Here is a 21,985-nt window from a genome sequence, read left to right on the forward strand (position 1 = left end):
TTTTAAATTACTTATTGTATTCGTGTTTTATTGGTTTGCATTATTTGCCCGGTTATGCCAAAAGGCTATCTAACCGGTACATCTTTTCCGGATGCCTTGTTTTCAAATCAGTTGTTTTGGATTTTTCCTGCCAGAGATCGTGTTTATCATTATTTAGCAAATTGGCTACAACAATAGTATTGGACAGCTGCATCGCCTGCTTAAGGTGCTTAGCAAGGTTGCTCTGCCATGCATCCGAAACAAGCGCTATTGCACCTGTACAAAATAAACCGGCATATAGCCTACATTTATTCATAGTTGATCATACTACCTGCGCCAGGGCTGGTTAAATTTATGTTTTCAATAAAAGCAGGATGGTTAAAAATAGCCGGGGCTGCTATGCATGAACATATACAGCACAACGAACAGTTTTGCAAACTCCAAATTAAAGCAATCATTTTACACAAAACGGCTCAATTATTGGTAAAATCGTATCATTTTTGTGATAAACTCTGTATCCATCAAGCATATGAGCTTATACATCTCCCTTTCCGAAAGATTAAAAACACAGCACTTCACAATTAAACAATTGGTTTCAGGCATAAACGTTGATAAACTCACCGCATCTTCTGCACCTGGTAAATGGAGCGCTTTAGATAACATTGCCCACTTAACCCGCTATCAAAAAATATTTACAGACCGTGTACACCGGATACTTGATGAAGATACGCCAGTTTTCGACCGCTATAACGGTGATCTTGATGTTGAGTTTACATCTTTCAGATCGATGAATTTAGCACAGCTGCTGGATATCATCAGTGCAGACAGGGTAATTATAACAGATCTATTATCGGGGCTTAGCGAAGCCGAGCTGTGCCGCATTGGTGTACACCCCAAATATGGCAGACTTACCATTTTAAAATGGGCTGAGTTTTTTGTGCTGCATGAGGCCCATCATTTATTTACTATTTTTCAGTTGGTTAACGGTTCCGAATAAATTCCCCAACAAAAAAGGCAGCCCGATTGAGCTGCCTTTCATATTTATTATTTGATTTTCTGTTACTGCGCTAACTTTACTTCAACACGGCGGTTAAGTACACGACCTTCTTCTGTTGAGTTATCAGCAATCGGTTTGCTTTCGCCCCAACCTTTTACAGTCAGGTTATCTCCGTTAACACCACTGTTAACTAAATACAATTTCACAGAGTTTGCCCTATCAACTGATAAAGATTGATTGTGCTCTGCAGTACCTTCGGCAGATGCATTACCATTTAAAACAAACTTGGCCGATGGGTCTTTTTTCAGTTCTTTAACAATATGATCTAAAGTTTGGTAAGAGGCAGTTTTTAACACTGCTGAGTTAAACTCAAACTGAATATTGGTAAAATTATAATCTGGTTTTTCCGGTGCCGGAGCAGGTGCAGGCGCGGGGGTCGGAGCTGGTTTTGCTGCAGGCGGCGGTGTTGCAGGTTGTGCTGGCTGCGCCGGCGCCGGTGTTTGCACAACGGCTTTTTTGGTTTTGCAGGCTTGGGTTGTGATAGCTAAAACGGCTATTGCAAGAGCTAATAAAGGTGTTTTTAGAGTTTTCATATCTAATGATTTGCGTAAACATAAAAAACGTTGGCATAATGTTTATAGTGCCTAACCATAATTTTATGGTTAAATAATGCTTTTTACGTACGGGTGTAGATTATTTAATCAATAGTTATGCCATTTGCCTCTGATTGAGTTCAATTTCACCCTTTACCCGGATTATCAATTGGGATTAAATATATTTGTTAACCTTATTCACATATTACAACGAATATATTATGCCCAATACTGTGCATCTTATTAAATCCGTATCTGATGTTATCAAGTACTTGAAAAGTCATTTAGATGAAACCGATATTTCATTATATGAAGGCGCAAGCGACCAGCAGATAAAAGAACTTGAAAATAGTGCAGGTGTGAAATTGCCCGACGATGTTAAGCAGTTTTATCAGTTCAGTAATGGTTTTTTATCAGAAGAGGACCAATTTCGTATTGTCCCGCTTGATGAACTTATATTTCGCAATAGAAGGCGAGACATACTTTACTTTGGCGAGTATCTATGCTACTGTGATACGTGGGCATTGATCATCGATCCAGAAAACAACAATTACCAAATAATTTATCCGGATGAAAGAGGTATCGTGTTAACTAATTCATTTTCTGAATTTCTTTCAAGATTTTTTATAGGAGGCGTATTTGAACAAAACGGCCTTTACGATTGGAGCGACGAAATAAGGGCAAAGGAAACCAAATAGTCCCCCCCACAAATCCCCTACACACTAAAAACACCAATCTAATTCCCTGGGCTATTCTTATCTTGTCGGCACCATTGTAAATCATCGCCATGAAAAAATTATTTGCTGCAACATTAATAGTCGTAATAACCCTCACACAATTTGCTTTTAAAGCAGATCAATCAAAACCAGACAAATCTCCTGCAGAAAAATCCGCTGAGCAAACGCTTAAAAAACAAATAATGACCGAAGCTGCCTGGGCTATGCAACAGCAGCCGGTTACTGTTACAGCGTCATCGTCACCCAGAAGTGCGGGCGGCAAGCATGATTTTTTTTCGGAAGCCGATTATTTCTGGCCCGACCCTAAAAACCCCGACGGCCCTTATATCAACCGCGATGGCATGACCAATCCGGATAATTTTATTGAACACCGTAAAGCCATGATCCGCTTCAGCAAGATCATTGGTGCATTGGCATCGGCCTATAAACTAACAGGTGATGTTAAATATGTAAAGCAGGCAGTAATTCACCTTAAAGCCTGGTTTATTGATCCCGAAACCTTGATGAACCCAAGTTTGTGGTTTGCACAAGCAGTTAAAGGGCAATTTACCGGTCGCAATTATGGCATTATCGATACCATTCACCTGATGGAAGTTGCGCAGGGCATTATTGTGATGGAAAAGGCCATAGACACCGAAACCACAACCGGCGTTAAAAAGTGGTTTGCAGATTATACTAACTGGCTTATGACCAGCAAACCCGGCATGCAGGAAAGAGATGTAAAAAACAACCATGCCACCTGCTGGGCTATGCAGGTTGCCTCTTTTGCCAAACTTTGTAAAAACGAAGTAGTTCTTGATTCCATACGGATACGATATAAAACCATATTACTTCCCCGGCAAATGGGTACAGATGGCAGCTTCCCTTTAGAGTTGGAACGTACCAAACCCTATGGCTATTCTATTTTCAACCTTGATGCCATGACCATGCTATGCCAGATCCTTTCAACCCCTCAGAATAATTTATGGGATTTTGAAACACCGGATGGCAAATCAATAAAAAAGGGCATAAGCTACCTTTACCCCTTTGTGGCAGATAAAAGCAAATGGACTTTAAAACCGGATGTAATGTATTGGAACAACTGGCCGGTTGCCCAACCCTTCCTGCTATTTGGCGCTAACACTTACCATGAAAATGCCTGGTTAACCGCATGGCAAAAACTGGATCACAACCCTCAGGTTGAAGAAGTTATCCGAAATTTACCCATCAGGCACCCGCTTATCTGGTTTTAACCGGATAAGCGATTTTACCTAAACAGCTCATTTCTCAGTCATAATAATATTGCAAGTGTGGGTTAAGCGTATCACAAAAATATTTCTTCGCTGTAAAGACGGCATTTCCATGTATGTCAATACACTACAAAAGCACTACTACGCTTGCGACCGGGCCGTATCGGGCTTATTATTAGGTATTTATAATAAGATGTTTATATAATTTTACTCACACAAAACATCTATTACACCTATTAACGCGCCTTTCCTGATATTAGTATATGATATTTATAAGTATCATGAATTTGGTTAACAGGTTTGTGTTTTATTACCCGGCTTATTTATAAACCCAATAATACATCAAAAACCACTTAACAAACTTAACTTATGAGATCAAAATCTAACTCCTGTCTCCTTGGCTTTTTTCTGCTCATGCTTGCAGCGTTATCATCCTGTAAAAAGGATAACATGAACCAATTTAAAACCGGCGATGGTGCTAACACCGATAATAGCAGTAAACCGGTTGCCGTTGATAACGCCGTGCCGATTGCTTCATTTAAAGTAATAGGCTACCTGCCCAGTTGGCAGGGTGATGTAAATACGGTTCAATACAGCAAATTAACTCACGTTAATTACGCTTTTCTTACCCCAACCAATACCGGAGGGCTGAACCCGCTTGATAATCTTTCAAAATTTACCACTCTTGTATCAAACGCGCATAGTAATAATGTAAAAGTTATCATTTCTGTAGGCGGCGGCGGTGGCGGCGATGCCTTCCATCCCATTGTGGCCAATGCCGGATATCGTACCACATTTGTTAATAACATGGTTAACTTTTGCAACCAGTACAATGTTGATGGTGTGGATATCGACTGGGAGTTTCCATCGGCAGGCACCGAAACCAATAACTTTTATTTACTGCTGCAGGAGTTATCAACCGCCATGCACAACAGCGGCAGGGTTTGTACCATTGCTTCTATCTCTGTTGGAGCTACTTATGTTACCAATAACATGTTTACCATCCTCGACTGGATCAATATCATGGATTATGATGACAACAACTTTCAGCACTCTACCTACCAATCGGCAGTTGATTGTTTGAGTTACTGGGCTGGCCGGGGTTTGCCTGCTGCCAAAACCATATTAGGTGTTCCGTTTTACGCAAGGGATAACCGGTATGATTACTCTACCAAAAACTACGTTGATGTATTGGCTGCGGGCGGAAGCCCCAATTCAGATACATTCCAAACTTTTGGCTATAACGGCATCCCAACCATAAAAAGCAAAACTACATTAGCACTTAACCAGGCAGGCGGCATGATGATCTGGGATTTGGGTGGTGATGCCTCCGGAGCAAACTCCCTGCTTTCGGCCATGAATTCGGTTATTACCGGCGGCACTACCACTCCGCCGAATACGCCGCCCATTGGTACTGTAATTTCACTTAAAGGTTTTAACAACAAATACGTAAGCGGCGAAAATGGTACACAAGCCATGAACTGCAATCGTGCCACTGCTGGTGATTGGGAACATTTCACCGTACTTGATGCAGGCGCGGGAAAAATTTACCTGCGCAGCATGGGGAAATATGTATCGTCAGAAAACGGCACACAAGCTATCACCTGTAACCGTACCACTCCCGGCGACTGGGAAAAATTTGACTGGATAGTTACTCCCGACGGCAAAATCACCCTGCGAGGCAATAACGGCAAATTCATTTCCAGCGAAAACGGAACCCAGGCCATGACCTGCAACCGGGCAACAGCTTCGGGCTGGGAAGCTTTCGGTTTAAATCAATAAACTATTAACTATCTATAACAAGGCCGGGCTATGATGTTTAAATCATAGCCCCGGCTGTTTTTATTTTCTTTAATGTAGAGACGCATAATTGCGTCTCCGAATATGCAGGTCTTGTGATGCCTTCTTGTCCTGCGGGAGACGCAATTATGCGTCTCTACGACGTGCTCTTACTTCACAAACCTCGGCAGCAGATTAATCGCGGCCCCCATCATTTTTATTTTGTAGCGATAGCCCCCACCAAAAGCATCTTCCTCTTTTAAAAACTCATGATTCTTTTTGCTGATCCAATAAGTTTCGGTAAAATGACGGCCGTTGTAATCACTTTCATTGTACAGTTTCCAGCAATCAACTTTATTGCCATCCAATGTGGTAATTACCTCACTGCCGGTCACCTTATATATTACATAAAGCGGGGCCTCAATTCCGGCCTCGTAAAAGGGGATGGCAAAACTTTTGCCTTCGGCCAGCGGTAACATCTCAAAGGTTTCAATGTCTAAATTCCAGTTAAGGTTAGGAAAAGTAAAATCGAGCTTGAAATTCTTTACCTCGTTATTAGCAACCGTATCGGCGCTTATGATCTTATCAGGAGCCCAGTTAAAAGCTTTTGTTTTTTTACCTACGGTTTCTGAATGATACAGCGGGGTAAAATCGGCCGTTTTGTTAATAGAATAAACAGAGCGGTACGATGAGCTGTCGCTGCCAAACCAGTGCTGAGAGATAGTAAATACTTTTTCTCCATTACGGGTGTCGAAGTTTATATCACGCAGCCAAAGCCAGAATTTCAGGCTGCGGCTGTCTTTGGTATTTTGAAAATATACCAGGTATTGCCTTAATCCCGGCTTGAGCGTTGAAGTATTTAGCCGTTTATCTTTTACGCCAATGGTGTCAGTTTGGGCCAACACTTTTGTTGTATGCGATAACAGCAATAAAAGACTAAGACCTATGACTATAATTTTTTCGGCTAACTGTTCGGTTTTCATAACGATCTGATTATTTGATAAGGATGCTTTTCTGTTAATGGCTCAAAGCTGCCCTTTATCAACCGGCAGATAAAATCAGTTAAACCGCTGCCGCGTTCTTTTTAGCCTAATACAATATTTATTCAATAATGTGCCTGTAACCCGGCTTATTGAACCATTACCGTCATTGATTGAATAAATGACAGTAATGGTTTAAACCCGGCAGCAACAAACAAAAAGCTTAGTAATTTTAAAAAATGCAGTTATTTAAAACCCGGCCAACAATTAAACAACTCCAGCTTTTGGTATGGGTATCGGTATGCCTGCTGCTGTTTTTTTCTTATTTGCCAATGGATGGGGTAACCCAATCGGCAATGTATGCCAGCGTAACTACCGCCTTTTACGCCATTATTATATATGGCAACATATTAGTTTTATATCCCCTGTTTTACCAAAAAGGCAAATATGTTTGGTATGTATTACTGGTAATTATATTTATAGCAGCAACAGGCATGTTCCGCGGATATATTACACTATTGCTTTATAACAGCTTCTTTGCAAAAACGCCCGAACCGCTCAGCATAAAGGCTATTACTAATTATATTTCGGGCGGGGTACTTATATACATGATGAGCCTGATATTCCGGATAGCACTGGAATATTTTAAATTGAAACAACAAACCGAGGAGATCATCATACAAAAAAGCCAGGCCGAACTTAATCTGTTAAAATCGCAGGTACAGCCGCACTTTTTGTTCAATACGCTTAATAACATTTATTACGAGGCTTACCGCGAAGCACCCCGGACTGCGGCATTGATCGAAAGGCTTTCGGATATTATGCGCTATTTTGTTGATGAAAGTCCGAAGGATGATGTAACAATCGGTACCGAGGTACAATTCATTGAAAATTATATTGCATTAGAAAAAATCAGGATCAGACATGAGGTAGTGATTTTTTTTGAAAAGAATTTCAACTCCAATCTCCGCATCCCACCTATGCTGCTGATGACCTTTGTTGAGAACATTTTTAAGCACGGTATTGATAAATCAAGCGAACAAAATCTTATTGGCATATCTTTGATTCAGCAGGATGGTTACCTGTTTTTTAAAACCAATAACGCCATCCATGTTCAGCCAGCAAACAAGCGCACTACGGGTTTTGGCATTACTAATTTAACCAAAAGGCTAACAATGCTATATGATTCAGATTTTGATCTGAAGATTGATAATAGTAACAATACTTTTTCGGCATTTTTAAAAATTCCGGTAGCATGAACTTAAGCTGTATCATAATTGATGACGAACCCAATGCGGTAAACCTGCTGGAAATGCTGGTGCAGCAAAGTACCAAATGGCAACTTAAAGCCAAGTGCTATAACGCGCTTGAAGCATTGGCATTCCTGAAAAGCCATAAGGTTGATTTCATTTTCCTGGATATCAACATGCCACAGCTAACGGGCATGGAACTTGCAGGTTTACTCCCGCCGCAAACAAAAATTGTATTTACCACCGCCTATTCGGAATACGCCGCCGAAAGCTATACTTATCAAACCATTGATTACCTGCTTAAGCCCATCACCCTGAAACGTTTTTTGGCAGCAATGCAAAAAATAGAGGCATATTTTGGTAAGACCGAACAGCTTGCGCCCAAAACTCAAGCCGACGACGAAGGCTATTTCTTTGTAAAATCGGGCAAGGTATTGCGCCGCATCCTACTGGATGAGATTCTATATTTTGAGGGAGAGAAAGAGTATGTGCGCCTGGTAACCGCCCAGGAACAACTACTAATTTACCGCCGGCTTAAAGACATTGAAGAACAGCTTTCGGCCCCATTTGTACGGGTGCACAACTCCTATATTGTAAACACCAAACAGCTGGCAAAAATCCAGGATAACCATATTTATATCGCCGACAAACATATCCCGGTAAGCGAGAAATTTAAAGACGGTTTTATGACGATAATTAATAAAAGGATATTTTAGATAAAAACACTACTTCAATAGCGGGTATACTTAATCTTTAAAAATCTTACCGGCAATCATGTTTGTTCTTTTTAAGGCGAAATTGTATTTGTCATCCCAGTAATAATGTTCACTATTGCGATATTCACCTAAATTGATTGTATCAAACTCATCCATTCCCATATTACATATTACCCCTATCCCCTTCAAAGCAATATTAATGTGATATCCATGCCACACACAAATCCCATTTTTATATAATGACGCGTATTGCTCACCCATTCCACCAAAATAATCTGTTTTGATCAGGGCATAATCCATAAAATTCAATTCGCGTGCAAAATGATGGATCAATTCGCAATCCCAATCAAGATCCTCGATTGTTGAATCACAACTCAAATTCAATTTACCCGACCAATACAAAACCGAATCCCAATCAAGTATTACTATAGCGTAACCTGATTCATAAGCAACAGCCAAACCGTATGCCTTTGCCCGTTCTTCATTGATAGGTGCCTGCCCAATAATTGCGTCTATATGATGCCCCATACTCACCAAGTTATCTCTGTCTAAAGATATTTGGAAAAGCTTCCTTTATGAAATTAAAAATGAAATGATGCTATAAGTAAATAAACATTTACTTATATTTGAATTATAATTCAAATCACTCGCATTATGAGGCCAAAGAATTTAGATAAGGAACAAGCTATCCGCACCATTGCCCTTGATATCATTGCCAATGAAGGCTTGGAAAACCTAAGCATGCAAAAGCTGGCCAAGGCAGCCAATGTATCGCCCCGCACCATCTATATCAAATATGAGGATAAGGATGACCTGCTGATCAAGCTTTTCATTACAGAGGTTTTAGGAGCTTATGAAGTCGCCATTTTAAACGATTTTAATGAAGAGATGGATTTTGAAACCGGTGTCAAAAAGCTTTGGAACAACGGGTTTCACTACTTGAAAAACAACCGTACACATTTCGTGCTGATCCTCTATGGCAAATCCTCCCCCCTGCTAAACAAGGCCTATCAAAAGCAAAATATCCGGCAGGGACAGTTCTTTGCGCTTATTCACCGGTTTATGGAGGCTAAGGTAAAAGAAGGCGTCATCCGCGATCTTCCTTTTGACGTGCAGCGGGCATTACTGTTCTCCCCGCTGCTCGATCTGGTGAACGAATATTTTGACCATGCCGACAGGCCCGTACAGATCATTACTGATGAAATGGTAGATACTTGTTGCGATGCAGTCATAAAAGGTATGATGAAATAATTAAATAACATGAAAACAATTAAAAACAAAAACATAGCAATTGTAGGCGGTGGCCCCGGCGGATTAACCCTTGCCCGGATCTTACAAATGAACGGAGCCAACGTAAAGGTTTACGAACGCGACTTAAACCGTGAAGTGCGGGTGCAGGGCGCTACGCTTGACTTGCATGAAGAATCTGGCCTAAAAGCTTTAGAAGTGGCCGGGCTGATGGACGCCTTTAACGCCAACTATCGTCCCGGTGCCGACAAACTAAGGGTTGTGGATAAATACGCCAACATTGTGCTTGATGAGCATGGAGCCGACGGAGGCTCCTATAATCGCCCGGAAATTGACCGTGGGCCATTACGAAAAATCCTGCTTGATTCCTTGCAGCCTGATACCGTTGTTTGGGATAGCCAGTTCGTATCGTTAAGTGAGCAGGATGGTGTAATTCAATTAGAGTTTAAAAATGGCTCAACTGCCTGGGTTGATATAGTAATAGCCGCCGACGGGGCCAATTCAAGGATCCGTCCCTACATTACCCCTATTAAACCATTTTATGCAGGTGTAAGTGTGATAGAAGGTGCGGTTTATAATTCAGAAAAGGCAAGCCCCAGAATCCACGAGCTTTTAAATGAAGGTAAGATATTTGCCATGGGCGATGAAAAAACACTGATAGTAAGTTCAAAAGGCGATGGCAGCCTGGTATTTTACGCAGGTATTAAATCGCCTGAATCATGGCTACAGGATAGCGGAATTGATTTTAAAGATAAGGGACAGGTATTTGCCTGGTTTAAACAGGAGTTTACAGATTGGGGCGACATCTGGGATGAGTTATTTGAGAATGCTGAACCCATATTTATTCCACGGCCGCAATATTGTATGCCTTTAGATCAGGGTTGGGAAGCTTTACCTAACCTTACTATGCTTGGCGATGCGGCTCACCTCATGCCACCTTATGCCGGCGAAGGCGTAAACATGGCTATGCTTGATGCTTTGGAATTGGCCGAATGCCTGTTGAGCGATGATTTTGCCGATGCACATGATGCGATATCAGCTTATGAAAAACAAATGCGCGTAAGGGCATCCGAAACCGCCGCCATGACATTGGACCAAACAGATTCATTGCATTCTGCCGATGGGTTAAAGAATCTGGTGGCGATGTTTGATCCGGAAGAATAGTTCAGACCGAATACTCAGCTAAAGACCGTTAAAATCATAAAGCGTCATTGCGAGGTACCTCGCAATGACGCTTTTATTATATTATTTCTTACTCTATATTGAATAACCGATTAGACATGCCAGAAAGCTACCCAGGCATCTATTACGATACCGTGATCTCGCCCCTCAAATCCGTCTCGAGCCATTCTTTAACCTGCAATGGGTCATCGCTTTGGCCCAACAGGTACATCATTTTGGTTACGGCCGATTCAAAGGTCATGTCGTAACCGTTGGCTACACCTGCATCTTTCAGGTGCTTGCTGGTTTCATAGCGGCCAAGTTCAACCGTACCTACCTTACATTGGGAAATATCAAGGATCACTTTGCCGCTGTCGATGGCGTTTTTCAACAGGTCGATAAACCACGCATCGGTAGTTGTGTTACCTGCACCGAAAGTTTCCATCACTATGCCACGCACATCGGCACCTAAAATATTTTCAACTACTTTAGGGCTTATGCCCGGGTACAGTTTCAATACGCCAACGTCACTCACCAGGTTGTTATGTACAATCAGCGAGCTTTCATCTTCAGGCTGCCTGATATCGTTTACACTAAAGCGTAAGTGCACACCCGACTCGGCCAGTATGGGGTAGTTTGGCGAGCGGAAGGCCTCAAATTTTGATGAATTATATTTAAACGCCCTGTTACCACGGAAAAGTTTATAATCAAAATAGATACAAACTTCGGGCACACGGGCACGATCATTCTTTTTAGCTTTGGCAATCTCAATAGCCGTCATCAGGTTTTCCTTCGCATCGGTACGGATGGCGCTGATAGGCAATTGCGAACCTGTGAAAATAATAGGCTTACCTAAGTTCTCTAACATAAAACTTAATGCCGATGCGGTGTAAGCCATGGTATCCGAACCATGTAAAATTACAAAGCCGTCGTTATCATGATAGTTCGACTGGATCAAACCGGCCAGCTCGCTCCAGATCTCGGGGTTCATGTTTGATGAATCGATGATCTCATCAAACGAATGTACTTTGATACGGCAGTTAAGCTTTTCAAGCTCGGGCACATTATCCATTATTTGCTCAAAGTTAATAGGCTTGAGCACCTTTGTAACCGGATCACTCATCATACCTATTGTCCCTCCGGTATAGATGATCAAAATTTGGCTCATTAATTAAGTTTATGCTGTGGTAAAATATTAAACAATTTAAATCCCGAACACAAGCCTGGAATTTTCGGTAGTGACCTCAGCCACTTTTTCAATGCTTGTTTGGTGAAGCTCGGCCACCTTTTGGGCTATGTACACCAGGTATGAACTTTCATTAGGTTTACCCCTGAACGGAACGGGCGTAAGGTACGGAGAATCTGTTTCTAAAACTATATGCTTTAAGTCAATTTCCGGTATTACTTTATCAAGTCCCGAGTTTTTGTAGGTTACGATACCACCTATCCCGAGGTAAAAATTAAGGTCGATCACTTTTTGGGCCTGCTCTACAGATCCTCCAAAACAATGAAAAATGCCACGCAGCTTTTCATCAGCTTCTTGTTTCAACACCTCATATACTTCATCAAAGGCATCACGACAGTGGATCACTATTGGCAAATCAAGGCTTTTGGCCCAGTTAATCTGTTTTATAAATGCATCTACCTGCTGTTTTAAATGTGTTTTATCCCAATACAAATCAATACCGATCTCGCCTATGGCATAGATCTTATTTTGCTGGTGGGCATCCATAATGGCCGAAAGCTCGTCTGCCCAATTCTCCTTTACATCGCAGGGATGCAAGCCCAGCATAGGGTAACAATATTGAGGATAGTCGGTTACCAAACCATAAACTAACGGTATGGAAGCTGCATCAACATTTGGTAAAAACAAACGGGTAATGTTATTATCGATACAACGCTGCATTAAAGCTGCACGTTTTTCAGGAATGGTTTCGTAGTATAGATGGGTATGCGTGTCGGTTAAAACCATGCTGCAAAAATAAGCCTTGAATACTTAATAACGAATTTATAGCTGTAAAGTATAAATCCGTTTAACTAAAAATTGCACCTGATAAACAAAAAACCTCCTGTTATTAAAGCAGGAGGTTGATTGTTACATGTTTTCAATATGTTTACTTGGCTTTTTTGGCCGGTTTTACTTTTACCAGCTCTATATCAAATGCCAGGGTACTGTTTGGAGGGATAGCGCCAGAATCTCTTTCGCCATAAGCAAGCCCCGATGGAATGATGAACGTTGCCTTTGAACCTTCGTTCATTAAAAGCAAAGCTTCTTCCCATCCGGGTATCACGCGTCCTTCGCCAAGAACAACACTGATAGGCTCGTACGGGCGACCAGGCTGATCTAAACCTGCGGCTTTGGCATTGGCCTCAATGCTGCTGTCAAACACTTTCCCGTTAAGTAATTTTCCGGTGTAGTTTACCAGTACAGTATCGCCATTTACCGGCTTAATTTTTTCTGTAGGACTGGTAATAACATACTGAAGCCCGGTAGCTGTACTTGTAGTTTTAAGCCCTTGCGCAGCTACATATTGATTTGCGGCTGCAATTTCGGCCTGTTTTTGCTTTTCCATAGCAGCATTTCTTTCGGCCATGGCTTCATTTATAGATTGGATCTTTTCCATTTTCAAAATAAAGGTCAGGAAACTGCCTTTCGGAAAAAATGGCGGACGGGCTTCTTCATGTCCTTTAAATATCGAGTCTGCAGGAATTTTTACCAAAGCGCTGTCTTTAACAGCAAGCAACGGAAAAACGTCCATCATATCGCCCAACCCACGCGACGGCTGAATTTGCGCCTGTGCAGGATGACCGGCTTTATAACTGCTGAATAATACAGAATCTTTACCTGTTTTTTGAATAAAGTTAAAGGTGATCACATCGCTAACCTTTGGCTTTGCACCCGGGTTAGCCGTATAGATTTTGTAAAACGAACCTTTGCTTGTTTTAAGCATACCAGCTACTTCGGCAGGAGTGATACTCTTTTTCACAACAGCCGTTTTTCTTACTGCCCCTCCTTTAGCCGCAACCGGGCGCTTTTTTACGCCGCCTGTTTGTGCATTAACAGTTAAAGCTGAGATGGTTAATAAGGGTGCGATAAAATAAAGAATGTACTTTTTCATAAGCTATAAATAAAAAAGCCTTTCCTGTTTTAAGCAGGAAAGGCTTTGTAAAATAGTATTATTATTTCGTGGCCGGAGTTGGCATTGGCATTTGCGGCATAGCCGGTTTTGGTGCATTTGGATTTGGATGGACGATATTTACCAACTCAACTTCAAACACAAGCGGTGTATAAGGCTGCATTTGCGGGCTGCCCTGGTCTCCATAACCTAATGCAGACGGAACAACCAATACTGCTTTAGTACCTTTGTTAAACAATTGGAAAGCTTCGTCCCAACCTTTGATCACTTTACCTTCACCCACCGGGATACGGATTGGCTGATAAGGGTTCATCGGGTTGATCTGCATTTTTTCTTTTACAGCAATTTCTTTAGTGCTTGTTTCTAAAACTTTGCCTGAAACAAGCCTCAAAGTATAGTTAATTACCGCTGTATCACCTACAGCTACATTGGCACCGCTGCCTGGTGTAGTAACTGCATAATTTAAGCCTGAAGCTGTTTTCACAAATTTCAGATCTTTATGTGCATCTAAGTAACCTTGAATTTTAGCAGGTTCTTTACCTTTAAGCGCGTCAGTTTGACCTTTCATGTACTGGGTAACACGATCGCGGAAAGCTTGCTCGTTAAGAGCGCCTTTTTGAATAACCTTTTCAATTTTAATTGTATAAACCAGGTATTTACCTTTAAAACCCGGCGGGCGTTGCTGACCACCTTTAAATACTGAGTCGGCAGCTATTTTAAATGTAGCGCTATCGCCTTCACCCAGCAATGATAAACCAGAAACAATATCACCTTTCATCTGAGGCTTAGGCATCAGTGTTGGTATAGGCTGGCCATTATCATATGAATTATTGATCACCGAATCTTTATCGGTTTTGAGGATCATATTCAGTGTCAGAAAGTCACCTTCTTTAACTTTAGGATTGCCTTTTGAAGTGTGGATATTATAAAGCAAGCCGCCTTCGCCCTGCTTAAACCCACCGTTGCAACTTGCAAATCCTATAGCCGCAAGTGACAGAAACATCAGTTTTCTTTTCATCATTACTTTTTTACTGTATTAATAGCTTTTTATATTCGGGTAAAATTTGTTTAAATTGTTGTATAACCTGTTCAAGGCTGTTTTCAGAATGACCGCCGGCCGCATTGCGGTGACCGCCGCCATTAAAATACTTTTTGCAAATCTCATTAGCCGGAAATTCTCCTTTTGAGCGCAATGAAAGCTTTACCCTATCGCTGCGTTCAACTATAAAAGCGGCCAAACGGATGCTTGCCATTGATAATGCATAATTCACTACACCTTCGGTATCGCCGGTTTCAACGTCAAACCGCGCCAGATCTTCTTTACTAACCGCAATAATGGCTGTATTAAACTCAGGCAGCACTTCCAGGCAATTAGCCAGGCAATGGCCTAAAAAGCGGAGCCTGTTTTCAGACGCGCTGTTATATACCAGTTCATGGATGCGCCAGTTTACAGCGCCTGCATCAATGAGGTCGGCAACAATTCGGTGAACGGCAGAGGTAGTATTAGGAAGCCTGAACGAAGCAGAATCAGTCATAATGCCTGTATACAGGCAGGTAGCCACATCCTTATTTACAAGCTCTTTATGATGGAGTTCATTTACAATAAAATCATACACCAATTGCGCGGTAGCACAAGCATTGATATCCCAGTGCCTGTAATCGTCAAAATCGGCAGGCTCCAGGTGGTGATCTATCATGACTTTATAGGCGTTGCTTTCGCCAACCAGCTCACCCATATCATTGATACGGCTTAAAGCATTAAAATCAAGACAGAATATAAGTTTTGCGTCGGCTATCAGCGCAGCAGCTTCTTCACGGTGCTCGGTATAGATAATAACATCCTCGTTACCGGGCAGCCAGCTCAAAAAGTCAGGATAATCTGTAGGAGCAATCACCCTGGCGTGATGGCCCTGCTGTATTAAATAATTATATAAGCCTAATGACGAACCCATAGCATCACCATCAGGTTTATGATGGGTAGTGATCACTATTTTTTGAGGTGCCGTTAAAAGGTCAGTAAGCGAAGCTAAATCTAACATCAATTCTTAAAAAAGAGTTGCAAAGCTAAATAAATTAATGAAATACAAACCATCTAATTTAATTCAAAAAGCTTTATGATACAGTTACAAAAGCCTATTTTTGCCGCAAATTTTAAATATCATCATAAGCTATGGCAGGCTTGTGGTTTAAAACTAACCCAACAAAGGCAATTAGTTTATTAATAACCCAAAAAAGAAACAATTATTTCAATGAAAACTAACAGAACATTTACAATGATAAAGCCTGATGCTGTTGCTGACGGCCATATCGGTGCTATTTTAGACATTATAACTAAAAACGGTTTTAAAATTGTAGCCCTTAAATACACAAAACTATCAGCCGAAAAAGCCGGCCAGTTTTATGAAGTGCATAAAGAGCGTCCTTTTTATGCCGGTCTTGTTGAATTTATGTCATCAGGCCCTATCGTAGCCGCTATCCTTGAAAAAGACAACGCCATTACCGAGTTCCGTACACTGATTGGTGCTACTAACCCTGCTGATGCTGCTGAAGGTACCATCCGTAACCTTTACGCAAGGTCAATTGGCGAAAATGCCGTTCACGGTTCAGACTCCGATGAGAATGCCGACATTGAAGGAAACTTCTTTTTCTCGGCTTTTGAAAGGTTTTAGTGACCTTATTTTGGGCGCAATCAGGCAATCAGCGGGTTGCACCCAAAATGTTTACGTTTTTCTTGCAAGTATGGTTACATTTTTTTTAACTTTACACCCGCACCTGAACAATATTGCATATTAAAAACCGATAACCCCCAATACGATGAAACCACTATTCAAATACATATTTTACGTACTAATATTGGTATTATTGGTTATTGGCTCCATTATGCTTTACAGAACGCATCCTGAGGCACAACTCGCCTTCACTATTCCGGGACTGTTCATTCTTGCCTATTCAAAGCTTACCGACGATCTTAAATTGAAGCAGCACGGTTTACGTATGCTTAGAGGAAGATAATCTCTTCAACAATAACACTTTTAGCTTCGTTATTTATCTTTTCAATTATCTGGCTGCGCATCAGCATCAGTTCATTTTTAATTACCGACGATTCTATTCGCAGAAATAATTTTTTATCGCGCACAAACAACTCCTTGGTACGATTGGCAACCGATTTGCCTACCAGGTCCGGCCATGCAGTAACAACACCGGTTTCGTCAAAACGCCGTTTGATCTTATATACATTAAGCATCTGCTCAATAGCTTCCTTAAGTGTTTTGTCGTTAGTTTTACGCATCAATCGTTCCTCCCTTTACTTTAAATAGTTTAACCGGTACTCCTATTTTATTAAAAACGTTTTCAACCCGCTCCACCCCGGTATCGGTTATAAAAACCTGGCCAAAATCGTTGTTGGATACCATCTGCATCAGCTTGGTTACCCTTCCGTCGTCAAGCTTATCAAAAATATCATCAAGCAAAAGCAATGGCTTAAACCCTTTTTGCTGATATAAAAAAGTATACTGGGCAAGTTTAAGTGCTATTAAAAATGATTTTTGCTGCCCCTGCGACCCAAACTTTTTCATAGCCATGCCATGAATATTGAATTGCAAGTCGTCTTTATGGATCCCAACAGTGGTGCGTTCAAGGGCTTTGTCCCTGTTAAAGCTTTTTTCCAATAAGCTATCAAAACTATCAGCAATCAATTGCGATTCGTACACCAGCTCAACACGCTCTGCATTGTCGCTCAAAAAATCATAATGTTTGTTAAATACCGGCACAAAAGTATCCATAAAAGCACGTCGCCTTTCAAAGATACGCATGCCCGAATCTATCAGCTGTTCATCAATTACTTCAAACAGGCCGGCATCATACCTTCCCGTTTCATTTACCTGCTTTAAAAGTGCGTTACGATTGGCAAGGATCTTATTGTAGGTGATCAGCTCGTCTAAATAATGATTATCTGTTTGTGATATCACATTGTCGATAAACTTACGGCGCTCTTCGCTTCCTTCGGTTATAATACTGGTATCGTATGGAGATATCATAACCAGCGGCAGCAGCCCAATATGATCGGCCAGGCGCTGGTAATCCTTTTTATTGCGTTTAAACTGCTTTTTTTGATTGCGCTTTACCGAGCATGCAACAGCCTCGGGCTGGTCATTCTTGTTAAAAACACCGGTAATAATAAAAAAATCGGCATCCTGCTTAATCTGCTGGCTATCTATCGGGTTAAAATAGCTTTTACATAACGACAGGTAATGAATTGCATCAAGCAAATTTGTTTTACCGGCACCATTGTTCCCGGTAAATGCATTAACCCCTTCACTGAAAACCAGTTCGGCCTCATCATAATTTTTAAAGTTGATAACTGACAGCTGTTGCAGGTGCATGGGATGGCAAAGTTAGTGTTTTTTGGTGAGTGGTTGATTGAGTTTATTAGGTGAATGGTTGGTATGTTTTGAGAAAAGCGGCCTATTTTGGTTGATTAAGCAAATGGCTTAGCTTGATTAAAACACGGCTTTTTAGCAGATTTTCACTACTCACCCAATCAACTCAATCAACCAATAACCCTTCTTTAAAGATTTAATACAAAAGGTATTGCCAGTAAATTTGAAAACCGTATTTTTGCAAACTTAATTTTAGAACAACAATGTCAAAAACCCAGGCGAACACCAAAGTTGCAACACCAGAAAACAATTTTGGTCAGAGTGGCAAATTTGTACGCGAGAACCAGAAAAGCTTACTGTTTATTGTAGGGGCTATTATTGCCCTTATTGCAATCTATTTCATTTACATTAAATTATACTTAGGTCCACGTGAAGTAACTGCTGCTAACCAAATGTATAAAGCGCAGGATTTTTGGCAGCAAAAAAACTGGGATAAAGCCATTAAAGGTGATGCCGGTTTCCCGGGTTTTGAAAAGATCATCAGCGATTACAGCAATACTAAAGCTGCTAACCTTGCATATTTTTACTTAGGTACCGCTTATTTAAATAAAGGCGACTACCGCAAAGCTATTGACAACCTAACTAACTACCGCGGCGACGATAACATGATAGCAGCCGAAGCTTTTGGCAGCACAGGCGATGCTTACGTAGAACTAAAAGATTACGAAAAAGCTGAAACCTATTTCAGCAAAGCTGTTGATAAAGCAAAGAATAAATTTTTATCACCGCTTTACCTTAAAAAGTTAGGCTTAACCTACGAAGCTCAAAAAAACAACAAAGAAGCTGCTGAAGCTTATAAAAGAATAAAAACCGAATACCCTGAAAGCGCAGAGGCTCAAAATATCGACGAATATATAGCCCGCGCCGAAGCAAAACAATAATTTTAATATCGGATTTCGGATGTTCGATTTCGGATTTATGAAGTAGTGATATTACAACTTACATAATTCAGAGATCGAACATTTTTTATTTATGGCCTTTTATTTACATATGCGCCATAAACTAAATGCTAAATCGAACCGCCGAAATTCGAAAATAAAAAATATCCGAAATCGAAATTCCCAAATCCGAAATAAATATGGCTACCCATCTTAAAAACCTTTCTGATTTTTCAAATACCGAAATACCATCGGCAGCACCATACCGCTTTGGCATTGTAGTGGCCGAGTGGAATGCCGAAATTACCAATGCGCTTTACCAGGGTGCATACCAAAGCCTTGTAAGCAATGGCGCACTGGCCGAAAACATTTTTTCGTACCAGGTACCCGGCAGTTTTGAGCTTACATCAGGGGCCGAACTTTTATTAAAAAAAGGCGGCTTCGATGCTGTAATTTGCCTGGGTTGCGTGATACAAGGAGAGACAAGGCATTTTGATTTTATTTGCAATGCGGTAGCAAATGGAGTAAGCAATGTTGCCATCAAATATTCAAAACCTGTTATATTTGGCGTATTAACTACTGATAATCAGCAACAGGCTATTGACAGGGCTGGCGGCAAACATGGCAACAAGGGCGATGAAGCTGCCATTACTGCTATCAAAATGGCCGCACTTGCCGAAACTTTAAACCGTTAAAACACGTTAAAGCAATTAATTTTAGCTCAACATGAAAAAATTAGTTTACATAGCTCTTATAGCAGTTGCAGTTGCAACAGTATCATCCTGCTCAAATAAGTTATGCCCGGCTTACGGTTCATATCCTAAAACAGGTCGTTAACAGTTAATTGTCATTTTTACACCTGTTTAAACACATTACACAGTTTTTGTGTTATAATTACGTTATAGCATTTTAACTATTAATAATATGAACTGGATTTCGTTGGAGACGGCCGATCAGCTTATGGAAATTAAGCAGCAGGAAGGTTATAGCCTTATATTTAAACATAGCACACGCTGCTCTATCAGCATGATGGCAAAAAGGCGTTTTGAGCTTGACTGGGATAATCTTCCCGAAAATATGCCCCTTTACTTTTTAGACCTGATCAAACACCGTGATCTTTCAAATCAGGTAGCACAACTGTTCCAGGTACACCACGAGTCGCCTCAATTATTACTCATTAAAGATGGCGAATGCATTCTCGATCAATCTCACAGCGGCATCTCCGTTGATGAAACTTTAGAAGTATTGAATTAATTTTGTTCATGGATCATAGTTCATGGTTCATAGGTTCATAAAGTATTAGTGTTAGTACGTTACAGCAAATGATCATTTTGCAGTCATTTGCTGCCACTATGAACCATGAACCATTCCCCATCAACTAAATATTTAACTACATTTGCACTATGATTGAATTGCCGGTAGTTCCTGCTGTTAGCCAGCCTGTACGCAAGCCCGATTGGCTTAGGGTCAAGCTTCCTACAGGAAAAGAATATGCTCATGTACGCAGCTTGGTTGATACCCATAAGCTGCACACTATATGCGAAAGTGGTAATTGCCCAAATATGGGCGAGTGCTGGGGAGCCGGTACTGCTACTTTCATGATCCTTGGTAATATTTGTACCCGTTCGTGCTCGTTTTGCGCTGTTGCCACCGGCAGGCCCTTAGCCGTCGATGTTGATGAACCAAACCGGGTGGCAACATCTGTACAATTAATGCAGGTAAAACACTGCGTTATTACTTCTGTCGACCGGGATGATTTAAAAGATGGTGGTTCTATAATCTGGGCCGAAACCATTAACGCCATCCGTCGTGAAAGCCCTGAAACTACTTTGGAAACCCTGCTGCCCGACTTTAAAGGCAATTGGGATAACCTTGCCCGCGTTTTGGAAACCAGGCCCGAAGTAGTATCTCACAACCTGGAAACCGTAAGGCGCCTTACTAAAGAGGTACGCATCCAGGCAAAATATGACCGCAGCCTCGAAGCTTTAAAACACATTTCAGAAGCAGGTTTACGTACAAAATCAGGTATTATGCTTGGTTTAGGCGAAACCGAAGATGATGTGCTTGAGGCTATGGACGACCTCCTTGCTGCAGGCGTACATATCCTTACGCTTGGACAATATTTACAGCCTACACGCAACCATCACCCGGTTATTGACTGGATCCATCCAGATCAGTTTGCCCGTTACAAACAATTTGGACTTGATAAGGGTTTTAGATATGTGGAAAGCGGTCCGTTGGTTCGCTCATCCTATCACGCAGAAAAACATCTGTTTGAAATGTGATAATTCCTTTATATCTTCACTGAGTTGAGTAAAAAACGAAAAATATCGCTGTCGGAAGAAGAACTGGTGTTGTCATTGCAGCACCGGGAAAAAATTGCCGTCGAAGCGTTATATGATATGTATTCGGCCTCGTTATTCGGGGTGATATCACGCATTATAAATGACACCGCTATAGCCGAAGATGTTTTACAGGAAACCTTTGTAAAAATCTGGCATTCCTTTTCAAGCTACAGTAATGAAAAAGGCCGTTTATTTACCTGGATGGTTAACATCGCACGTAACCTTGCGATAGATAAAATCAGATCAAAAGATTTTAAGAACCAAAACAAAAACCAGGAGATTGAAAATAACGTAACTTTCATTGACGAGCAAAGGAACACAGTTTACAAACCTGAGTTAATGGGTGTTAAGGATTTAGTGCAAACGCTAAAACCCGAACAAAAGCTAATCATAGAGCTGGTGTATTTTAAAGGTTATACCCATGTGGAAGCCGCCGAAGAATTGGGCATTCCGCTGGGTACCATTAAAACCCGGTTACGAATGGCTATCCAGGAACTCAGAAAACATTTTAATTAAC

Annotated in this window: 26 protein-coding genes; 15 read left to right on the forward strand and 11 right to left on the reverse strand. The window is 41.1% G+C overall.

Annotation, left to right across the window (positions count from 1 at the left end):
* Nucleotides 1-52 precede the first annotated feature (52 nt).
* Nucleotides 53-295: a hypothetical protein gene (locus MTO98_RS31265; RefSeq protein WP_243483249.1), complete on the reverse strand. Its 243-nt coding sequence runs from the start codon at nucleotides 293-295 to the stop codon at nucleotides 53-55.
* A gap of 213 nt (nucleotides 296-508) precedes the next feature.
* On the opposite strand from MTO98_RS31265, the gene MTO98_RS31270 reads away from it, so the two are divergent.
* The gene (locus MTO98_RS31270; protein WP_243483251.1) at nucleotides 509-976 is read left to right on the forward strand and encodes a DinB family protein; all 468 of its coding nucleotides are present in this window, start codon (nucleotides 509-511) and stop codon (nucleotides 974-976) included.
* A 62-nt stretch (nucleotides 977-1,038) separates the two neighbouring features.
* Here the strand turns inward: MTO98_RS31270 and MTO98_RS31275 are convergent, their stop codons facing one another.
* Nucleotides 1,039-1,569 carry an OmpA family protein gene (locus MTO98_RS31275; RefSeq protein WP_243483253.1) on the reverse strand — a complete coding sequence of 177 codons (531 nt, stop codon included), beginning with the start codon at nucleotides 1,567-1,569 and terminating at the stop codon, nucleotides 1,039-1,041.
* 272 nt (nucleotides 1,570-1,841) lie between these two features.
* Here MTO98_RS31275 and MTO98_RS31280 point away from each other — a divergent pair, with 272 nt between their 5' ends.
* From MTO98_RS31280 to MTO98_RS31290, 3 genes are all read left to right on the forward strand, one after another.
* Nucleotides 1,842-2,267: an SMI1/KNR4 family protein gene (locus MTO98_RS31280; protein ID WP_243483255.1), complete on the forward strand. Its 426-nt coding sequence runs from the start codon at nucleotides 1,842-1,844 to the stop codon at nucleotides 2,265-2,267.
* Between the two features lie 89 nt (nucleotides 2,268-2,356).
* Nucleotides 2,357-3,538, forward strand: coding sequence for an alginate lyase family protein (locus MTO98_RS31285; protein WP_243483257.1), 1,182 nt, complete (start codon nucleotides 2,357-2,359; stop codon nucleotides 3,536-3,538).
* A gap of 366 nt (nucleotides 3,539-3,904) precedes the next feature.
* Nucleotides 3,905-5,317: a glycosyl hydrolase family 18 protein gene (locus MTO98_RS31290; RefSeq protein ID WP_243483259.1), complete on the forward strand. Its 1,413-nt coding sequence runs from the start codon at nucleotides 3,905-3,907 to the stop codon at nucleotides 5,315-5,317.
* Between the two features lie 167 nt (nucleotides 5,318-5,484).
* Here MTO98_RS31290 and MTO98_RS31295 read toward each other — a convergent pair whose 3' ends face one another.
* Nucleotides 5,485-6,297 carry a hypothetical protein gene (locus MTO98_RS31295; protein ID WP_243483262.1) on the reverse strand — a complete coding sequence of 271 codons (813 nt, stop codon included), beginning with the start codon at nucleotides 6,295-6,297 and terminating at the stop codon, nucleotides 5,485-5,487.
* Nucleotides 6,298-6,533: 236 nt separating this feature from the next.
* On the opposite strand from MTO98_RS31295, the gene MTO98_RS31300 reads away from it, so the two are divergent.
* Both MTO98_RS31300 and MTO98_RS31305 read left to right on the forward strand, forming a co-directional pair.
* The gene (locus tag MTO98_RS31300) at nucleotides 6,534-7,553 is read left to right on the forward strand and encodes a sensor histidine kinase (RefSeq protein WP_243483264.1); all 1,020 of its coding nucleotides are present in this window, start codon (nucleotides 6,534-6,536) and stop codon (nucleotides 7,551-7,553) included.
* On the forward strand, nucleotides 7,550-8,260 hold the full coding sequence (locus tag MTO98_RS31305; protein ID WP_243483265.1) for a LytTR family DNA-binding domain-containing protein: 711 nt from the start codon (nucleotides 7,550-7,552) through the stop codon (nucleotides 8,258-8,260). The genes MTO98_RS31300 and MTO98_RS31305 overlap by 4 nt, the downstream gene beginning before the upstream one ends.
* A 30-nt stretch (nucleotides 8,261-8,290) precedes the next feature.
* Here MTO98_RS31305 and MTO98_RS31310 read toward each other — a convergent pair whose 3' ends face one another.
* Nucleotides 8,291-8,794, reverse strand: a complete 504-nt coding sequence (locus MTO98_RS31310; protein WP_243483268.1) for a hypothetical protein — start codon at nucleotides 8,792-8,794, stop codon at nucleotides 8,291-8,293.
* 120 nt (nucleotides 8,795-8,914) lie between these two features.
* Between MTO98_RS31310 and MTO98_RS31315 the strand changes: the two genes are divergently transcribed.
* Both MTO98_RS31315 and MTO98_RS31320 read left to right on the forward strand, forming a co-directional pair.
* A complete protein-coding gene (locus MTO98_RS31315) occupies nucleotides 8,915-9,511 on the forward strand; it encodes a TetR/AcrR family transcriptional regulator (protein ID WP_243483270.1) in 597 nt (198 codons plus the stop codon).
* A 9-nt stretch (nucleotides 9,512-9,520) separates the two neighbouring features.
* Entirely contained in the window at nucleotides 9,521-10,672 is a 1,152-nt protein-coding gene (locus tag MTO98_RS31320) for an NAD(P)/FAD-dependent oxidoreductase (protein ID WP_243483271.1), read from the forward strand.
* Nucleotides 10,673-10,814: 142 nt separating this feature from the next.
* On the opposite strand, the gene MTO98_RS31325 is transcribed toward MTO98_RS31320, so the two are convergent.
* From MTO98_RS31325 to MTO98_RS31345, 5 genes are all read right to left on the reverse strand, one after another.
* Nucleotides 10,815-11,837 (reverse strand): asparaginase, encoded by a 1,023-nt coding sequence (locus MTO98_RS31325; protein WP_243483274.1) that lies wholly within the window; start codon nucleotides 11,835-11,837, stop codon nucleotides 10,815-10,817.
* A 36-nt stretch (nucleotides 11,838-11,873) separates the two neighbouring features.
* Nucleotides 11,874-12,641 carry a TatD family hydrolase gene (locus tag MTO98_RS31330; protein WP_243483276.1) on the reverse strand — a complete coding sequence of 256 codons (768 nt, stop codon included), beginning with the start codon at nucleotides 12,639-12,641 and terminating at the stop codon, nucleotides 11,874-11,876.
* 142 nt (nucleotides 12,642-12,783) lie between these two features.
* On the reverse strand, nucleotides 12,784-13,788 hold the full coding sequence (locus tag MTO98_RS31335) for an FKBP-type peptidyl-prolyl cis-trans isomerase (protein ID WP_243483278.1): 1,005 nt from the start codon (nucleotides 13,786-13,788) through the stop codon (nucleotides 12,784-12,786).
* 61 nt (nucleotides 13,789-13,849) lie between these two features.
* The gene (locus MTO98_RS31340) at nucleotides 13,850-14,827 is read right to left on the reverse strand and encodes an FKBP-type peptidyl-prolyl cis-trans isomerase (protein ID WP_243483281.1); all 978 of its coding nucleotides are present in this window, start codon (nucleotides 14,825-14,827) and stop codon (nucleotides 13,850-13,852) included.
* A 7-nt stretch (nucleotides 14,828-14,834) separates the two neighbouring features.
* Entirely contained in the window at nucleotides 14,835-15,845 is a 1,011-nt protein-coding gene (locus MTO98_RS31345) for a bifunctional oligoribonuclease/PAP phosphatase NrnA (protein WP_243483283.1), read from the reverse strand.
* 210 nt (nucleotides 15,846-16,055) lie between these two features.
* Between MTO98_RS31345 and MTO98_RS31350 the strand changes: the two genes are divergently transcribed.
* Nucleotides 16,056-16,475 (forward strand): nucleoside-diphosphate kinase, encoded by a 420-nt coding sequence (locus tag MTO98_RS31350; protein ID WP_091220172.1) that lies wholly within the window; start codon nucleotides 16,056-16,058, stop codon nucleotides 16,473-16,475.
* Nucleotides 16,476-16,620: 145 nt separating this feature from the next.
* Nucleotides 16,621-16,818, forward strand: coding sequence for a hypothetical protein (locus MTO98_RS31355; RefSeq protein ID WP_143065300.1), 198 nt, complete (start codon nucleotides 16,621-16,623; stop codon nucleotides 16,816-16,818).
* Here MTO98_RS31355 and MTO98_RS31360 read toward each other — a convergent pair.
* Both MTO98_RS31360 and MTO98_RS31365 read right to left on the reverse strand, forming a co-directional pair.
* On the reverse strand, nucleotides 16,805-17,095 hold the full coding sequence (locus tag MTO98_RS31360; protein ID WP_243483284.1) for a DUF721 domain-containing protein: 291 nt from the start codon (nucleotides 17,093-17,095) through the stop codon (nucleotides 16,805-16,807). The two genes, MTO98_RS31355 and MTO98_RS31360, sit on opposite strands and share 14 nt — an antisense overlap.
* Entirely contained in the window at nucleotides 17,088-18,188 is a 1,101-nt protein-coding gene (locus tag MTO98_RS31365) for a DNA replication/repair protein RecF (protein WP_243483286.1), read from the reverse strand. Before MTO98_RS31365 ends, MTO98_RS31360 begins: the two co-directional genes overlap by 8 nt.
* Before the next feature lie 260 nt (nucleotides 18,189-18,448).
* Between MTO98_RS31365 and MTO98_RS31370 the strand changes: the two genes are divergently transcribed.
* The 5 genes from MTO98_RS31370 (at nucleotide 18,449) to MTO98_RS31390 (ending at nucleotide 21,984) form a co-directional block, all read left to right on the forward strand.
* Nucleotides 18,449-19,126: a tol-pal system YbgF family protein gene (locus MTO98_RS31370; protein WP_243483288.1), complete on the forward strand. Its 678-nt coding sequence runs from the start codon at nucleotides 18,449-18,451 to the stop codon at nucleotides 19,124-19,126.
* A 197-nt stretch (nucleotides 19,127-19,323) separates the two neighbouring features.
* On the forward strand, nucleotides 19,324-19,818 hold the full coding sequence (ribH, locus tag MTO98_RS31375) for a 6,7-dimethyl-8-ribityllumazine synthase (protein WP_243483289.1): 495 nt from the start codon (nucleotides 19,324-19,326) through the stop codon (nucleotides 19,816-19,818).
* A gap of 229 nt (nucleotides 19,819-20,047) precedes the next feature.
* Nucleotides 20,048-20,377, forward strand: a complete 330-nt coding sequence (gene ytxJ, locus MTO98_RS31380) for a bacillithiol system redox-active protein YtxJ (protein ID WP_243483291.1) — start codon at nucleotides 20,048-20,050, stop codon at nucleotides 20,375-20,377.
* 149 nt (nucleotides 20,378-20,526) lie between these two features.
* The gene (gene lipA / locus MTO98_RS31385) at nucleotides 20,527-21,408 is read left to right on the forward strand and encodes a lipoyl synthase (RefSeq protein ID WP_243483293.1); all 882 of its coding nucleotides are present in this window, start codon (nucleotides 20,527-20,529) and stop codon (nucleotides 21,406-21,408) included.
* Between the two features lie 24 nt (nucleotides 21,409-21,432).
* Nucleotides 21,433-21,984: an RNA polymerase sigma factor gene (locus MTO98_RS31390; RefSeq protein WP_243483295.1), complete on the forward strand. Its 552-nt coding sequence runs from the start codon at nucleotides 21,433-21,435 to the stop codon at nucleotides 21,982-21,984.
* The last annotated feature ends 1 nt before the right edge of the window (nucleotide 21,985 follow it).

Source organism: Mucilaginibacter sp. SMC90 (genome assembly GCF_022811725.1).
Classification (GTDB): Bacteria; Bacteroidota; Bacteroidia; order Sphingobacteriales; family Sphingobacteriaceae; genus Mucilaginibacter.

Excerpts from the sequence above, each read along its gene's own strand:
- MTO98_RS31265 (WP_243483249.1), bottom strand. The coding sequence starts at position 295 with ATGAATAAATGTAGGCTATATGCCGGTTTATTTTGTACAGGTGCAATA.
- MTO98_RS31270 (WP_243483251.1), top strand. The coding sequence starts at position 509 with ATGAGCTTATACATCTCCCTTTCCGAAAGATTAAAAACACAGCACTTC.
- MTO98_RS31275 (WP_243483253.1), bottom strand. The coding sequence starts at position 1,569 with ATGAAAACTCTAAAAACACCTTTATTAGCTCTTGCAATAGCCGTTTTA.
- MTO98_RS31285 (WP_243483257.1), top strand. The coding sequence starts at position 2,357 with ATGAAAAAATTATTTGCTGCAACATTAATAGTCGTAATAACCCTCACA.
- MTO98_RS31290 (WP_243483259.1), top strand. The coding sequence starts at position 3,905 with ATGAGATCAAAATCTAACTCCTGTCTCCTTGGCTTTTTTCTGCTCATG.
- MTO98_RS31295 (WP_243483262.1), bottom strand. The coding sequence starts at position 6,297 with ATGAAAACCGAACAGTTAGCCGAAAAAATTATAGTCATAGGTCTTAGT.
- MTO98_RS31300 (WP_243483264.1), top strand. The coding sequence starts at position 6,534 with ATGCAGTTATTTAAAACCCGGCCAACAATTAAACAACTCCAGCTTTTG.
- MTO98_RS31305 (WP_243483265.1), top strand. The coding sequence starts at position 7,550 with ATGAACTTAAGCTGTATCATAATTGATGACGAACCCAATGCGGTAAAC.
- MTO98_RS31315 (WP_243483270.1), top strand. The coding sequence starts at position 8,915 with ATGAGGCCAAAGAATTTAGATAAGGAACAAGCTATCCGCACCATTGCC.
- MTO98_RS31320 (WP_243483271.1), top strand. The coding sequence starts at position 9,521 with ATGAAAACAATTAAAAACAAAAACATAGCAATTGTAGGCGGTGGCCCC.
- MTO98_RS31325 (WP_243483274.1), bottom strand. The coding sequence starts at position 11,837 with ATGAGCCAAATTTTGATCATCTATACCGGAGGGACAATAGGTATGATG.
- MTO98_RS31330 (WP_243483276.1), bottom strand. The coding sequence starts at position 12,641 with ATGGTTTTAACCGACACGCATACCCATCTATACTACGAAACCATTCCT.
- MTO98_RS31335 (WP_243483278.1), bottom strand. The coding sequence starts at position 13,788 with ATGAAAAAGTACATTCTTTATTTTATCGCACCCTTATTAACCATCTCA.
- MTO98_RS31340 (WP_243483281.1), bottom strand. The coding sequence starts at position 14,827 with ATGATGAAAAGAAAACTGATGTTTCTGTCACTTGCGGCTATAGGATTT.
- MTO98_RS31345 (WP_243483283.1), bottom strand. The coding sequence starts at position 15,845 with ATGTTAGATTTAGCTTCGCTTACTGACCTTTTAACGGCACCTCAAAAA.
- MTO98_RS31350 (WP_091220172.1), top strand. The coding sequence starts at position 16,056 with ATGAAAACTAACAGAACATTTACAATGATAAAGCCTGATGCTGTTGCT.
- MTO98_RS31355 (WP_143065300.1), top strand. The coding sequence starts at position 16,621 with ATGAAACCACTATTCAAATACATATTTTACGTACTAATATTGGTATTA.
- MTO98_RS31360 (WP_243483284.1), bottom strand. The coding sequence starts at position 17,095 with ATGCGTAAAACTAACGACAAAACACTTAAGGAAGCTATTGAGCAGATG.
- MTO98_RS31365 (WP_243483286.1), bottom strand. The coding sequence starts at position 18,188 with ATGCACCTGCAACAGCTGTCAGTTATCAACTTTAAAAATTATGATGAG.
- MTO98_RS31370 (WP_243483288.1), top strand. The coding sequence starts at position 18,449 with ATGTCAAAAACCCAGGCGAACACCAAAGTTGCAACACCAGAAAACAAT.
- ribH (WP_243483289.1), top strand. The coding sequence starts at position 19,324 with ATGGCTACCCATCTTAAAAACCTTTCTGATTTTTCAAATACCGAAATA.
- ytxJ (WP_243483291.1), top strand. The coding sequence starts at position 20,048 with ATGAACTGGATTTCGTTGGAGACGGCCGATCAGCTTATGGAAATTAAG.
- lipA (WP_243483293.1), top strand. The coding sequence starts at position 20,527 with ATGATTGAATTGCCGGTAGTTCCTGCTGTTAGCCAGCCTGTACGCAAG.